General features: G+C 75.0%; 11 protein-coding genes. 8 read left to right on the top strand and 3 right to left on the bottom strand.

What is annotated here, in order from left to right; genetic code table 11:
• Together ACFQ11_RS34060 and ACFQ11_RS34065 are read left to right on the top strand one after the other, a co-directional pair.
• A partial coding sequence (locus ACFQ11_RS34060; RefSeq protein WP_378306370.1) for a hypothetical protein occupies positions 1–535 on the top strand: 535 nt, incomplete at its 5' end.
• A gap of 98 nt (positions 536–633) precedes the next feature.
• Positions 634–1,485 (top strand): hypothetical protein, encoded by an 852-nt coding sequence (locus tag ACFQ11_RS34065; RefSeq protein WP_378306372.1) that lies wholly within the window; start codon positions 634–636, stop codon positions 1,483–1,485.
• Here ACFQ11_RS34065 and ACFQ11_RS34070 read toward each other — a convergent pair whose 3' ends face one another.
• From ACFQ11_RS34070 to ACFQ11_RS34080, 3 genes are all read right to left on the bottom strand, one after another.
• Positions 1,486–2,601 (bottom strand): hypothetical protein, encoded by a 1,116-nt coding sequence (locus ACFQ11_RS34070; RefSeq protein WP_378306374.1) that lies wholly within the window; start codon positions 2,599–2,601, stop codon positions 1,486–1,488. It abuts the gene before it with no gap.
• A 1,807-nt stretch (positions 2,602–4,408) separates the two neighbouring features.
• The gene (locus ACFQ11_RS34075) at positions 4,409–5,251 is read right to left on the bottom strand and encodes a hypothetical protein (RefSeq protein ID WP_378306376.1); all 843 of its coding nucleotides are present in this window, start codon (positions 5,249–5,251) and stop codon (positions 4,409–4,411) included.
• Positions 5,252–5,308: 57 nt separating this feature from the next.
• On the bottom strand, positions 5,309–7,723 hold the full coding sequence (locus ACFQ11_RS34080; RefSeq protein WP_378306378.1) for an ATP-binding SpoIIE family protein phosphatase: 2,415 nt from the start codon (positions 7,721–7,723) through the stop codon (positions 5,309–5,311).
• Positions 7,724–8,013: 290 nt separating this feature from the next.
• Here ACFQ11_RS34080 and ACFQ11_RS34085 point away from each other — a divergent pair, with 290 nt between their 5' ends.
• The 6 genes from ACFQ11_RS34085 to ACFQ11_RS34110 all read left to right on the top strand — a co-directional run.
• Complete coding sequence (locus tag ACFQ11_RS34085; RefSeq protein WP_378306380.1) at positions 8,014–11,163, top strand: M14 family metallopeptidase; 3,150 nt, start codon at positions 8,014–8,016, stop codon at positions 11,161–11,163.
• A 506-nt stretch (positions 11,164–11,669) separates the two neighbouring features.
• Positions 11,670–12,299 carry a sigma-70 family RNA polymerase sigma factor gene (locus ACFQ11_RS34090; protein WP_378306382.1) on the top strand — a complete coding sequence of 210 codons (630 nt, stop codon included), beginning with the start codon at positions 11,670–11,672 and terminating at the stop codon, positions 12,297–12,299.
• 239 nt (positions 12,300–12,538) lie between these two features.
• A complete protein-coding gene (locus ACFQ11_RS34095; protein ID WP_378306384.1) occupies positions 12,539–12,913 on the top strand; it encodes an SSI family serine proteinase inhibitor in 375 nt (124 codons plus the stop codon).
• A 170-nt stretch (positions 12,914–13,083) separates the two neighbouring features.
• Positions 13,084–13,509 (top strand): CBS domain-containing protein, encoded by a 426-nt coding sequence (locus ACFQ11_RS34100; protein ID WP_378306387.1) that lies wholly within the window; start codon positions 13,084–13,086, stop codon positions 13,507–13,509.
• Positions 13,510–13,559: 50 nt separating this feature from the next.
• Positions 13,560–14,312 (top strand): ANTAR domain-containing response regulator, encoded by a 753-nt coding sequence (locus tag ACFQ11_RS34105; RefSeq protein ID WP_378306390.1) that lies wholly within the window; start codon positions 13,560–13,562, stop codon positions 14,310–14,312.
• A gap of 103 nt (positions 14,313–14,415) precedes the next feature.
• On the top strand, positions 14,416–15,157 hold a 742-nt coding region (locus tag ACFQ11_RS34110), incomplete at its 3' end, for a PAS domain-containing protein (RefSeq protein ID WP_378306392.1).

The following is a 15,157-nucleotide window of genomic DNA, read 5'->3' on the forward strand; positions in this document are numbered from 1 at the left end:
GCAGCACCAGCCGCCGCCCGGCGGGCCCGCCCCGTACCCGCAGCCCGGCGGCCCGTACGGCGCACCGCCGCCGCCCGGCGCGTACCCCCCGGCCGCCCACGGGCACCCGGCGCCCCCGCCCGTCCACCACGGGCACCCGGGGCACCACGGCCACGGGCACGGGCACGGCGCCGACGCCGCGGGCATCGGCGGCGCCATGGCGGCCGGCGCGATGGGCGACGCCGCCGTGAACGCCGCCGGTTACGCCGCGAACGCCGCCGCGTACCCGGCCGTCGACCAGTTCGGCAACGCCATCGGGCAGGCCGGGCAGGAGGCGTTCGCGCAGGCCGGGCAGTACGCCTTCGACCAGGGCGGGCAGTACGCCGGGCAGATGGCGCAGGACTTCGCCGGGCAGGCCGCCGGGGAGGTCGCGAACGCCGCGTTCGGCGAGGCCGCGAACGCCGTCGGCGGGGAGATCGCGAACGCCGTCGGCGGCGAGATCGCCGGCGGCATCGGCGAGGTCCTCGGCGGGCTCCTCGGCGGCCTCTTCGGCTGAGGAAATGCCGGGCCATTCGGACGACATCGGCCGCCCCCTCGGCGGGGGCGGCCCCGGGTGGTTATCGTCGAGAGCGCAGCCGCCTCTCGAGGAGTGACATGACCACCGTGATCCTGGTCCTGCTCTGCCTTGCGATCGCCGGACGCGAGCTCTACCTGGCCTCCGACAAGCGGCTCCCCCGCGCCCAGGCCGAACTGCGCGAACTCCGCGCCCAGCTCGCCGAACTCGCCCGCCGCCACGAATCCCTGCAGGCCGACGTCGCCGAGGTCGCGGCGCCCGGCATCCCGATCCCGCAGCCCGAACCGGCCCCGGACGTCCTCGACCGGTTCGACGCCCTGCACGACCGCGTCGAAGCCCTGGAGAAGACCGTCGGCGAACTCACCGAGGACCTCGGCGGCCTCGACGCCGACCGCGACGCCCAGCGCGCCCTCGCCCGCTCCCTCGACGCCGTCGAACGCGACGTCCACGAACTGCGCCGCGAGATGCTCGACCGGCTCGACCGCGACGAGGGCGTCGTCGGCGGGCTCCTCCTCAGCGAGGAGGGCGAGGCGGAGGCGCTGCTCACCGACGCCTACGAGGGCTGCGCGTCCGAGTACGGGCTCCGCGTCCGCGTCCGCGACCCGCGCGCCGACGGCGGCTGGCTCGGCACCGCCTACCACCTGTCGGGCATGCGCCCCGACGCGCTCGCCGAGGAACTGTTCTCCTACGCGCGCGGCGTCTACGCCCCCGACGACCCGTCCGCGCTCGGCGCCCTCCTCACCGAACTCGCGCAACTGCGCGGCGACGGCGTCGCGCGGTTCGGCCCGTTCACCGCCGTCCGCACCCGCAGCGCCCTGCTCTGCGGGCTGCTCCCCGACGACGACACCGAACCGTGGGAGCTCGCGGCCCGCATCCGCGAACTCCCCGAAGACCGCCGCTGCGACCTCACCTCGCTCCGCGCCGACGACTGATCACGCGCGCACGAACCGCGGCGTCTCGTCCCGCACCGTCAGCGCCAGCATGCACCGCGGCACGCGCGCCTCGTCCACCCCGAGGCACAGCGCCAGCCGCAGCTCCGGATCGACCACGACGGCGCGCCGCAGCGCCCGGAGCGCCCGCCGCGCCCGCGCCCGCGTGTCCGCGCGTCCCGGCTCGTGCAGCGTCCCCGCCACCACCCGCCCGGCGTACCGCCACAACTCCGCCGAATCCAGGACACGCGTCCCCGACGCGGCGAGGCTCCCGACGATCACGACGCCGCTGTCCTCGTCCTCGGCCCGCGGAGCCGCGAGCGTCCCCGCGCCCGGCGCCACCGGCCCCCCGACCGGCCGGTGGTACCGCAACGGGTCCAGCGTGTCGATGACGAACGCCCCCGGATACGGACGGGACGCGCGCCCCCGCCGCACGTCCGGCACCGACCGTTCCGCGTGCGCGCTGAGGTCGAGCACCATCCCCGCGTGATCGACCCACGCGGGCACGCCCAGCTCCGCGCGCCGATCCAGCCCGACCATCGCACCCCACAGCTCGTCCGCCCGCCGGGACAGCGTCACCGCCATCCCCGACCCCGGGAACGCCCCCTCCAGCACCGCGAGCGTCGCGGCCCAGGTCGCGCTCCCCACGAACTCCCCGACGAAGTCGTCCACGAGCGCCGCACGCCGTCCCGGATCGGTCTCCGGCCGCCGAACCGGCGGCTTGCGGAGCCGAACCGGCTCGGGTTCCCGAACCTCCACCGGTTCGCGGGGGGCCGTCCCGAGCGCCCCACGCCGCACCCACGCCGCCGAATCCGCCCGTGCGTCCTCCGGGCCACCGGACGCGTCGTCCCGGGCCGGCTCCGCACCGGGCGGCTCGCCGACCGCCCCGACGACGCTCCACAGCCCGTCGTCGTCCTTCCCGGGCGGAAGCCCCCGCGGCGCCGACGGCGCACGTCCCGGCGGGAGCCCGCGCCCGGGGGGCCGCTCGGCCCCGGACGGCCCCGCCGGTTCGCCGTCGCGGGCCGAGGCGTCCGGCACCGGTTCGTCCCCCGGCACCCGAGGTCCACGGGGCGTCCAGTCGAGGGACGTCGCCGACGGCTCGGCCGGCCGCGACGGCACCTCCCCACCGGACGCCGGCCCCGCCTTCCCCCGCGACCTCCACGGCCACGGCATCCGCCGCCCCCGCGCCTTCCGCGCCGCGGGCCCGGGCCGCCACTCGTCCTCCGGAACACCCGAATCGGACGGCGCGTCGAAGGACCCCGGCCCCGCACTCCCGGACGCGGCGCGCTCCGCCGACGGTCCCGCGCCCCGGTCGGTCCCGGGCTCCGGAGACGGCGCCCGCTCATCCCGGTCCCCCTGCGCAGCGCCCAGAGGCGACGCCGGGCCGCCCGGCCGGTCCGGCGCCCACGACGAGCCCACATCCCCGGCCGCCCGGCGCTCAGCGGAAGCCGCTTCGTCGTGGGAGGCTCCCGGAGCCGCCGCCTGCGCCGCACCGCCAGAGTCCCCCTCCGGCGCGGCAGGCTCCCACGACGCCCCCGCGCCCTCGGAAGACGCAGATGCGCCACCGAACGTCCCGGAAACCGACGTCCAATCCGCACCGCCTGAGTCTGCACCCGACGACTCCGCCGACCGCTGCCCACCAGGCGAACGACCCGACACGGCCGCATCCGACGACTCGGCCTGCGAGGCCCCCTGGGGCGACGCCGCACCCCCAGAGGTGTCGTCCGCCCCAGCAGGACCCCACGACGACCCCGCACCGCTCCCCGACCGCGGCACCGCGCCCCCAGCAGACGCGGACGCCCCACCGCCGGACGCGCCGGAAACCGGCGACCAATCCACACCACCGGGACCCGCACCCGACGACTGCTCCGCAGACGGTGGTTCGCCCTGCGACGCCCCGGCCCCGCCCGCAGACAGCGGCTCGTCGGACGAAGCCCGATCAGGTGACGCCGCCGCCGCGCCCCCACCGAGCGCCGGGCCACCACCGGACGTCCCGGAAACCGACGACCGACCCGTGCTGGCCGAACCTCTCCCCGGCGGCTCTTCGGCCGACCACTCGCCGTGCGAGGGCCCGAACGCGCCACCCGGCGACGGCTCACCCTGCGGAACCCGCTGGGGCGACGTCGGCCCCGCACCGCCAAGAGCGTCGCCGGTCTCCGACCACGGCGTCGGGCTCCCACCGGGCTCGGACGCCCCACCGCCGGACGCGCCGGAAACCGGCGACCAACCCGCGCCGCCCGGACCCGCACCCGACGACTGCTCCGCAGACGGTGGCCCGCCTTGCGACGCCCCGGCCCCGCCCGCAGACAGCGGCTCGTCGGACGAAGCCCGATCAGGTGACGCCGCCGCCGCGCCCCCACCGAGCGCCGGGCCACCACCGGACGTCCCGGAAACCGACGACCAATCCGCGCCGCCCGAACCCGTCCCCGGCGGCTCTCCGGCCGACCACTCGCCGTGCGAGGGCCCGAACGCGCCACCCGGCGACGGCTCACCCTGCGGAACCCGCTGGGGCGACGTCGGCGCCGCTCCCCTGGGGGGCACCTCCGGGGAGTCCGACGACGGGGGTGCGCCGCTTCCGGACCGCGGCGCCGCGCCTTCGGCGGGCGCGGACGGCCCGGCGCCGGGCTGCGGGGCCCGCTGGGGGGACGTCGGTGCCGTGCTGCCGGGGGTGGCCCCTGGCGAGGCCCACGGCGGGGGTGCGGTGCTCGGGGGTGGCGCTTGCTCCCGGTGGGGCGTCCACGGGGACGGGCCGGGGGGCGGCAGGGGTGAGGCGGGTGTATCCGGACGGTAAGGGCGCCGCGGGGCGCCCGCAGGGGGCTTGGTTCTGCCCGCCACGTGGACGTCTCCCGGGTGCGGGAGTTCGGGTTCGGGTTCTGGACGTTCGTGCGGGCCGGATGTCACGTTTCGATCCTGCGTCCCACGAAGATCATCGGCAAGGTGGGCCGAGGAGTGCGGCGCACAGGGACTCGAGGCGGGCGGGGCCGTCCTCGGCGGGGCGGACCGTCAGGACGTCGCCGTCGAGGTGCAGGCGGACGGCGATCTCGCGGCCGGCGGGTTCGGCGAGCTCCTGCGCGGCGACGTCTCGTGGGCCGACGGACACGACGGCGGGGAGGCGGGCGGTGTCGGCGGCGGTGCGGAGCGCGTCGTGCCAGAGGTCGAGGAGCCGGTGGGTGAGGCCGTTGAGGACGCGGGCCCACGGTTCCACGAGGGATGCGGGGACGTCCTCGGTCTGGAGTTCGGGGAGGCCGAAGCGGGCGAGGCCGCGGGTGGTGAACCAGTAGCCGGCGCCGGACGGGGTGTGCGGCAGGAGGACCCAGTCGGTGAGCCGGACGGTCCCGTCGGGGGACGGGAGGGAGCGTTCCAGGTGGTCGGGGGTGAGGATGCGCGGGGTGAAGACGTCGATGACGGTGCCGGGGACGGCGTGCGCGATGGTGCGGGCGGCCCATTCGTGGGCGGGCGGGCGGCCGGGACGGTACGCGGCGCGGACGACGAGGAGGTGCGTGGCGCGGGCGAGGGCGGCGAGGTCGCCGGGGGCGGCGCCGTAGGCGGTGAGGAGGTCGGTGGGGAGCGGGGGCCAGTCGGCGACGGGGCGCTGGTCGAGGGTGACCATGGGGCTGTCGAGCATGCCGAGGGTGAGGTCGCGCAGGGGCGGTTCGATGCGGCGGGCCACCTCGGTGCGGGCCAGGTCTGCGGTGACGGGTGCGGTGGACGCGACGGCGTAGACGGCCTCGAGGGTCTCCGGGATCGGCAGCGTCAGATGTTCGCCCACTGTTCGATCTGAACGGAGCAGGCGCCGGAAATGATCTGTCGCGGGGGTGACGGTTCCCTATAGGTCGTGCTCGAACCAGACGACCTTGCCGTGCGCGGTGCGGTGGGTGCCCCAGCGGGCGGCGAGGTGGCTGACGAGCTGGAGGCCGCGGCCGGACTCGTCGGTGGCGGCGGCGGTGCGCAGGTGCGGGAGGTCGGCGCCGTCGTCGTAGACCTCGCAGACGAGCGCGCGCCCCCGGACGAGGCGGAGGCGGACGGACCCGGCGCCGTGCAGGAGCGCGTTGGTGGCGAGTTCGCTGGCGAGGAGCTGGATCGTGGGGGTGAGGGCGTCGAGGCCCCACCGGGTGAGCCGTTCGGCGACCTGCGCGCGCGCCCAGCGGACCATGGACGGTTCGGGTTCGAGGTCCCACGCGGCGACGTCGGCGGGCGGCAGGCCGTCGAAGCCGACGGCGACGAGGGCGACGTCGTCGACGGGGTTGTCGCTGCCGAGGCCGGCGAGGACGGCGTCGCAGGCGGCGTCGAGGTCGGGGGGCGCGGCGGCGAGGTGGCCGCGCAGTTCCCGCAGGCCCTCGTCGAGGTCGCGGTCGCGGCGTTCGAGGAGCCCGTCGGTGCACAGGACGAGGCGGGAGCCGTCCTCGACGGGGATCTGGACGGCTTCGAAGGGTGCGCCGCCGACGCCGATGGGGACGCCTTCGGGGAGGTCGAGGACGCGGCTGCCGCCGTCCGGGGCGACGAGGACGGGCGGGACGTGCCCGGCGTTCGCGAGCGTGCAGGTGCGGGCGACGGGGTCGTAGATCGCGTAGAGGCAGGTGGCGAGGTAGTCCTCGCCGAGGCGGCGGGCGAGGCCGTCGAGCTGGCGGAGGAGGCGGCCGGGGCGGGTGTCCTCCCCGGCGAGGGTGCGGACGGCGGTGCGGAGCTGGCCCATGATCGCGGCGGAGGTGAGGCCGTGGCCCATGACGTCGCCGACGACGATGCCGAGGCGGCAGCCGGGCAGCGGGATGGCGTCGAACCAGTCGCCGCCGACCTGCGCGGCCTGCCCGGCGGGCCGGTAGCGGTAGCGGACGCGGGCGCCGGCGACGTCGGGCGGGTCGTCGGGGAGCATGCTGCGCTGGAGTTCCTGGGCGACCTGGACCTCGCGGCGGTAGAGGCGGCCGTTGTCGATGCAGAGCGCGGCGCGGCGGGCGAGTTCGCCGAGGAGGGCGAGGTCGACGTCGTCGAAGCCGGGCCGGTCGGGTTTGCGGAGCAGCTTGATGTTGCCGAGGGCGCGGCCCCGGGCGATCAGCGGGACGATCACGAGCGCGCGTCCGGTGTAGAGGGGGCGCAGGTCGCGGTCGGTGAAGGGGGCGGCGAGCCGGGCGGCGCACGCGTCGTCGACGCGCGGCACGTGGACGGTGCGGCCGCTGCGCATGGCCTGCAGGCAGGACGTGCCGGGCGGCAGCCGGAGGACCTCGCCTTCGGGGACGGCGTCGTCCCACCGTCCGGGCTCGTCGTTGTGGACGACGCCGACGCGGCGGACGCGGACGGTGTCGTCGATGTCGGCGGCGGGGCCCGCGGCGTCGGCGACGACGTCGAGGAGTTCGACGGCGGCGAAGTCGGCGAACCTGGGGACGATCGCGGCGGCGAGGGTGCGGGCGGCCTGCAGGTGGTCGAGGGAGCCGCCGATCTGGTCGCCGGCCTCGCCGAGGAACGCGAGGTGCTCGCGCACGGTGTCGGGGCGCGGGGGCTCGCCGGGGCGGGCGGCGCCGGCGGCGCGGGGGCGGACGCGCGGGTCGTCGGGCGGCCCGCCCCGGTAGGGGACGATCGGCAGCCGGATGGTGAGGCTGAGGGTGACGGCGGGGCAGCCGAGGTCGAGGACGCGGCGGGCGATGACCGGGGTGGCGGGGTCGGCGGGGGGCAGCAGGCGGGCGAGGGCGCGGGCGGCGTCGGCGTCGGCGGAGGCGGCGAGGGCGGGTTCGACGCGCAGCAGCCGGGCGCCGGAGTCGCGGCGGGCGGCGCCGTCGGGCCCGGCGACGAGGACGCCGCCCATGGACAGGCCCGGGCCCTCCTCGCGGAGGTGCCGCAGGTCGGCGGCCAGGGCGAGGGCGCCGATGCCGGGGGCGTCCTCGAGGGGGTAGACCCACCAGGCGGTCTCGACGAGTTCGCCGTGGTCGGCGCGGGGGACGGTGCAGGCGCCGCACCAGACGTGCCCGAACGCGCCGGGCTGGAAGGCGGCGCGGTGCTCGCCGGGGAGGCGCAGGAGGGCGGCGGGGTCGTGCCCGACGGCGTCGTCGGGCGGGACGCCGAACAGGTCGGCGGCGGCGGCGTTCCAGTACAGGATGCGGCCGTCGCGGTCGAGGGTGAAGGCGGCGATGCGGGCGACGCCGAACAGCCGCTGGTGCAGGAACCGGGGCGCGTACCCCTCGGGCGGTGCGCCCGCGGCGGTGTCCGGTGCGCCGTCGGCGACGTCCGGCGGGCGGCTCTGCGGGACGGTCATGCGGACCCCCTGGTCGAACGACGCGCCGCACCCGGCCGGCAGGCGCCTTTGACGAGCACTGACAACCCCTGGTGAGGGTGACGCTACATCCGGCGAGGTCCGTGCGTCCGCGCTATGCGGAAAGCGGCCGCGATTTCTCGCGCGCGCCGGACGCACCAGCCGGACGTCCGGTGCACGCGCGTACCGAAATGACCAGAAGCGGCAAATGACGCCAATGGTGCGTTGACACCCCTCTCGCCCCGGATGACGATCACGCAACCCCCGTTGTGATCAATGCCAGGGAGGGCGCGATGACGCGCACGCTGTTCCGGCACAAACGACTCACACCCATCTTGGCCGCCGGGGCGCTCCTGATCGGAGCGCTCACGGCGGCCCCTGCGAACGCCGCCCCCGGACCGCGTGCCGCGAGCGGCACCGTGGACGTCTACACCGCCGAGCTGACACCGGCGCAGATGAAGATCCTCGACCGGGCGGGACTCGACCACGAGGACGTCGAGACCGGGAAGGGCGGCGACGGCCGCGTCCGCGTCGAGGCCGTGATGAACGGCGCGATGGCCGCCGAGCTGAACCGGCAGGGCCTCGGCCTGAAGGTCAAGAAGGTGGACGGCAAGGACGTCCGCGCGCGCGCCAAGGCGGCCCCCGACAACGTGTTCCGCCCCTACAGCGGCCCCGGGAACCTCCGCGAGGAGCTGCTGAAGGTCGCGGCCGACAATCCCTCGATCGCGAAGACCGTGGACATCGGCAAGAGCCACCAGGGCAAGCCGATCACGGCCGTCCGGGTGAGCAAGGACGTCGGGAACCTGCGGGACGGGCAGCGGCCGGTGGTCGTGTACCAGGCGGCGCAGCACGCGCGCGAGTGGATCACGCCCGAGATGGTGCGGCGGCTCCTGCACCACTACGTGGACGGCTACGGCACCGACGCCGAGCTCACGAAGATCGTCGACACCACGGACCTGTGGTTCGTCCCGGTGGTCAACCCGGACGGCTACGACCTGACGTTCGAGGACGGGTTCCGGCTCTGGCGCAAGAACGTCCGGGACAACGACGGCGACGGGCGGATCACCGGCCAGGACGGCGTCGACCTGAACCGGAACTTCCCGTACAAGTGGGGGTACGACAACGAGGGATCGTCGCCGCTGCGGACGAACGCGACCTACCGCGGCCCGGCGCCCGGCTCGGAGCCGGAGACGCAGGCGCAGATGAAGCTGTTCGAGCGGCTGCGGCCGAAGTTCCTGGTCAACTACCACTCGGCGGCGGAGCTGCTGCTGTACGGCAACGGCTGGCAGACGCTCACCCGCAGCCCGGACGACCCGATCTACGAGGCGCTGCTCGGCGACGCCGAGGACCCGGCCGTCCCCGGGTACGTCCCGCAGCTCAGCGCGCAGCTCTACACGACCAACGGCGACACCAACGACCACACCGACAACGTGTACGGCACCCTGTCCTACACGCCGGAGATGGCGACCTGCGCGACGGCCGCCGGGTACGACCCGGACGACGAGTGGGAGCCGAACGAGTGCGGCAGCGGCTTCGAGTTCCCCGACGACGAGGCGCTGATCGAGAGGGAGTTCCGGTACAACCTGCCGCTGGCGATCGCGACTGCCCGGTCGGCGCAGGACCCGGACGACCCGGTCTCGGTCGTCGAGCGGACGACGCCCGACTTCGAGACCGACCCGTTCAAGGTGTCGTACGGGCCGGTGCAGGAGGTGTCGGCGATCATCCGCCGGTCGCTGAAGAACCATGACCTGCTCTACCGGATCAACGGCGGCCCGGTGCGGCAGGACGGCGCCCGCGAGTGGCGCGGCGGCGACCGGTACGGCGACGCGAACGATCAGTACTACGGCGAGTTCCGCGGCAAGGTCACGGGCCAGAAGCCCGGGGACGAGGTCGAGGTGTGGTTCGCGGGGACGAACGAGAAGGGCGAGCGCGTCGAGAGCGACCGCTTCACCTACGAGGTCCGCGACCAGAAGAAGGCCGACGTGCTCGTCATCGCGGACGAGGACTACACCGGCGTCAACCCGACCTACCCGTCCGGGACGGACGCGCCCAAGTACGCGGGCCAGTACGCCGACCTGGTGCGCGAGGCCGGGCACACCCCGCTCGTGTGGGACGTCGACGAGGACGGCGCGCCGCACCACCTGGGCGTCCTGAAGCACTTCCGGGCCGTGGTCTGGTACCTGGGCGACAACCGCCTGACGCAGGACGAGGCCGACGAGCCGGTGCGGACGCCCATCGGGCCGATGCCGGACTCGCAGGTCGCGGACCGCGCGAAGGACCTGCAACTGCACGTCCGGGCATACCTGAACGAGCGCGGGAAGCTGCTGCACGTCGGCGAGACGACCGGGTACGCCGGCGCGGCCAGCAGGTACAACGGCGGCGGCCTCTACTACGGGCTCAAGGGATCCCCGGACGAGCCGTGCGTCATCACGACCAGCTTCCGGGACGACTGCGAGCTGCTGTCGGACGACTTCTTCCAGTACTACCTGGGCGCCTACGACCGGCAGCACATCGGCTCCCCGACCGCCTTCGTCGGGTCCGGGCGGCCGTTCTCCGGCATCGAGGCGGGGCTGGCCGGGACGTCGTCCAACAAGCTGGACGAGGCGGGCGGCTTCCAGGTCACCTCGTCCGTCCTGCCCGTGAGGGACTTCCCGCAGTTCCGCAGCTGGAAGGCCGGCGACTACACGGGCGCCGCCGCGGGGACCGAGCCGGTCCAGGGCCGGTGGTACGTCGCGGGGACGCACCAGGACGCCGTCTACCGGCGGCTCACGCGGACGATCGACCTGACCGGGGTCACGGCCGCGCAGGCGCCGAAACTGCAGGCGCAGCTGTCGTACAGCACCGAGGGCGGGTACGACAACGTGATCGTCGAGGCGCACACGGCCGGGGCCGGCGACTGGACGACGCTGCCCGACGAGAACGGGCGGACGGACAGCACCGTCCCGACCCAGTGCGAGCAGGAGTACCTGCTCGACATGCACCCGTTCCTGGAGCACTACCTGACCCGCGGCAACCCCTGCGGCGACACCGGCACGACCGGCGAGTGGCACGCGTTCACCGGCGAGTCGGACGGCTGGGTGCCGACCTCGTTCGACCTGTCCGCCTACGCGGGCAAGAAGGTCGAGGTGTCGATCGCCTACGTGAGCGACCCGTTCACCGGCGAGGCCGGGGTGTTCATCGACGACACGAAGGTGACGACGTCCGAGGGGCCGCTGGACACCGCGGACTTCGAGTCGGGGCTCGGGCCGTGGACGGTCCAGGGCGCGCCCGCGGGCAGCCCGGGCAACGTCAGCGAGTTCGTCCGGTCGGAGGCCCTCATCGACTCGGTGTCGGCGGTCGCGACCAAGGACACCGTCCTGCTCGGGTTCGGTCTCGAGCAGGTCGGCGACAAGGCCCGGCGGGAGGCCCTGATGGAAGGAGCGCTGAACCTCCTGCTCCCCTGACCGGCAGGTCCGGCCCGGTCAGCATTGCCGGGACGGACCGCCCAGTTCACCTGATCGACGGGTAAAGTACGCCCCCAGGAGCCACGCGCTTCTGGGGGCGTCCCACTTCTTGTGACGGACGCCACGCAACCATTTGGGCCTTACCGTGCGTCTTACGTAACGGGAACACCACCGGAGAGCAAGAGCGCCGGTCCGGACACGACCCGCGACGTCCCGGAGCACGGGGTCGCCCTGGCATCGCCCGACTCGCGCGTCTCCCTCGGCCCACCTTCCATGCGCGGCCGAGCGACCCGACACGCCGGACCCCGGCAGAGCCGACGGGGAACGCCCGGCGCCCGACCAAGGCCATCGACGTCGAAACGCGTCATGAACCCGGCCGAAAACCGTCGGAAACCGGTGGCACGTACCAATGAACGGGGGGCGGTCTTCCGCCCGACACACGCGCGCACGCCGCCGAGCGCGCGACTGCAGGCCCGCACCTGCAGGCAACGACCACGGGAGCGATGATGACCGCTGCTACCTTCACCACCGACCTTCGCACCGACCGCGACCTGCCGAGCACCGAGCGTTACGAGCGCGACGTCCTTCCCCTGGCCGACCCCCTGTACGCCCAGGCCGTCCGGATGACCCGCAACAGCGCGGACGCCGAGGACCTCGTCCAGGAGACGCTCGCCAAGGCCTACGTGAACTTCCACCAGTTCAAGGAAGGCACGAACCTCAAGGCCTGGCTGCACCGCATCCTGACCAACAACTTCATCAACACCTACCGCAAGAAGCAGCGCGAGCCCCAGCGCGCCGGTTCCGAGGAGCTGGAGGAGTGGCAGATCGCCCAGGGCGAGGCCCACGCCGAGGGGTTCCGGTCCGCCGAGCACGAGGCGCTCGACCGCATCCCCGACGCGCGGATCGTCGACGCCCTGCGCGCGCTGCCGAAGGAGTTCCGCGACGCGGTGTACCTGGCCGACGTCGAGGGCTACCCGTACAAGGAGATCGCCCAGATGATGGGGACCCCGATCGGCACGGTCATGTCGCGCCTGCACCGGGGCCGCAAGCAGCTCCGCGACGCCCTCGCCGACCACCCCCGCGCGGGACGCGCCCGCGCGGACGAGCCGGCCGACGCCCACACGCTCGCCGCCTGACCCGTCCGGCCGATCCGGCGGGACCGTTCCAGACCCGCCCCCGGCACCCCCGATTCCTCCCGGCTCCTCCCGATGCGACCCCGCGGCCACCCCTCGGCCGCGGGGTCGCCCGCTTCCCGGCCCCGGACGTCCGCGGCACGATCGGGCATTCGCATGCGCATTGGGTAATCGAGCGAGTACAGTGAGCGACGTCCCCCCAAACCTCTCGGTCGTTCGACCCCCGACCTTCGGGAGCCTCGATGCCGCACACGCTCGGCAGCGTCCTCGTGGGCGCCGCCCTGGCCCTGCTGCCCGTCGCCCACTCCGAGTCCGCCACGTCCCTCCGCCTGACGCTGAAGCATCCCGGCCGGGAGGGCGCCGAACCGCGCAACGCCACGCTGCGCTGCGATCCGCCCGGCGGGCGGCACCCGGAGGCGATGCGGGCGTGCGCCGACCTGGCCGAGTCGGGCGGCCGGTTCGAGCACGAGCCGGACGGCCGGATGTGCACGGCGATCCACTCGCCGGTGTCCGTCCGGGCGGCGGGCACGTGGCGCGGACGGCCCGTCCGGTTCCGCAAGACCTATCCCAACGACTGCGTGATGCGCTCGCGGACCGGAATGGTCTTCGCGTTCTGACCCGGCGGCCCGCCGGGTGACGGGTGCGGCGCGTCACCGGCGCCCGTCCGCCGCGGGCGGGCGTGGGCCGGATCACGACACGGCCGCATGGGCGGCCTTTGCGCGGGTAAAGCGCGCACACGGCCATGCGAGCGCCGGAGAAACTGGAGGAACCGCACGCGATGTCACGAATGATCAGCGACGTGATGACCGCGGCCCCGCAGGCGCTGCCACTGGACTCGACGCTCGACGAGGCGGCACGCGTCATGCGCGACGAGGGCATCGGCGACGTCCTCGTCACCTACGCGGGACGCCTGTGCGGCGTCGTCACCGATCGCGACATCGTGGTCCGGGCCGTGGCGGAGCGCCGTGACACCTCCTTGACGCCGCTCGGCGACGTGTGCACCGCCGAGCTGACGACCGTCCGCCCCGACGACGACACGGGCACGGCCGTCCGGCTGATGTGCGAGCACGCCGTCCGGCGGCTCCCCGTGGTGGACGCCCTGCACCGCCCCGTGGGCATCGTGTCCCTGGGCGACCTCGCCGTCGCGGACGGCGGCGGACCGAACGTCGCCCGCCCGCTGCACGAGATCAGCAAGGCGGCCCCGAACAGCTGATCCCGGGGCGAGGGTCCGCGCACGGCGGCCGGCGAGATACCGTCGTTGTTGTGACGCCGACCGACACGGTCCTGACCGACCAGCTCGCGCTGGAGATCGCGCGGCTGGGCGTGGTCGGGGAGTCCTCCGACGTGGGCACGCTGCACCGCGTGGCCGAGCTGGCCGCCCGGGCCGTCCCGGGCTGCGCCGGCGCGTCCGGCGTCCGCTGGGCCCTGCCCCGGACGAACGGCGTCGACCCTCCCGTTCCCGAGGAGACGCGTCCCGAACCGCTGGCCGCGGCCGCCAGCCATCCCGACATCGCCGAGGTCACCGACCGCCAGCTCGCGCGCGGCCACGGCCCCCTGTTCGACGTGGTGACCGAGCGGCGCCCGCACGGCTCCGACGACATCCTCGTCGAGTCCCGCTGGCCGGACGCGATGGCGGACATGCTGCGCCGCGGCGTCCGCTGCTTCATCACGTCCCCGCACCTGAACGTCAACGTCATGGTCACCCTCACCCTCTACGGGGTGACGCCCAAGTCGCTCGGCCCCGGGCGGCACGCGCTGGCCTCGCTGCTGATGGCGCAGGGCAGCGCGACGATGTCGAACACCCAGCAGTACGACGACGTGCACCGCACGGCCGTCCAGCTCCAGGAGGCGGTCGAGGCCCGCGCCGTCGTCGACCAGGCGAAGGGCATCCTGATGCACGCGCTCGGCTGCGACGCCGACGAGGCGTTCGCCGAGATGCGCCGCATCTCTCAGACACGGCACGTGAAGCTCACGGCGCTGGCGCAGCGTATCGTCGGTGACCAGGGGATCACCTAGCCGGACGGGCGAAGGAAAAGCGGTCGTGAAGAGCGGGGCCCGGCCCGGTCAGGGCGGTGGCCGATCCGGTTTCGCCGTGGCGAACGGACGAAAGGGAGATCGGATGCACGATCAGTTCGATCAGCTCGAGCCGGAGGCGATGCTGCGCGAGATCACCGAGCTCGAAGGGCGCATCGGGGAGCTGCGGCAGGCCGCGGACATGCCCGAACCCGACCTGCGCGCGACGCTCGACGCGGCGCTGGTCGAACTCGAACTCGCGCTCGCGGCGCTGCGCGCCATGGGCTCCGAGCACGGGCCCGAGCAGGGCGGGTCGGCGGCGGCCGAGAACGAGCGGCGCGTGCTGCGCACCGTGTTCCAGGACGCGCCCGTCCCGCTGTTCCTGCTCGACCGGAGCAGCAGCGTGCGGCGCGTCAACCGGCAGGCCGCGGCGCTGCTCGGGGTGTCGGCGGGCTACGTGTCGGGCAAGCAGTTCGCGTCGTTCTGCGACCTCGCCACCCGGGCGGCGGTGCGGTCGCAGCTCGCGGCGGTCGTCCGGACGGGCCGGCGGCGGCGCGTGCAGGTCCGCTTCCTCGGCCGGGAACGCGGCGTCGACGCCGTGGTGACGCTCGCGCGGGTGTGGATCCGCGGCGAGCCGGACCCGATGGTCGTGGTCGCCGCGGGCGCCGCGAACCCCGCGCGGAACGGGGAGGGCGCGGCGCGGCCTGCCGTGCAGGAGGCCGGGCGGCGGCCGCCCGGCGGGCAGAACTCGCCGGACGGGCAGGTGGCGGGGCGGCGCCCCGCCGGCGGCCGGGCGGGCGTGGACGCGCCGCGGCCGGGCGAACGGGAACCGGCGACCCCGGCGCGGG

Source organism: Actinomadura sediminis (assembly GCF_042675525.1).
GTDB classification, from domain to species: Bacteria; Actinomycetota; Actinomycetes; order Streptosporangiales; family Streptosporangiaceae; genus Spirillospora; species Spirillospora sediminis.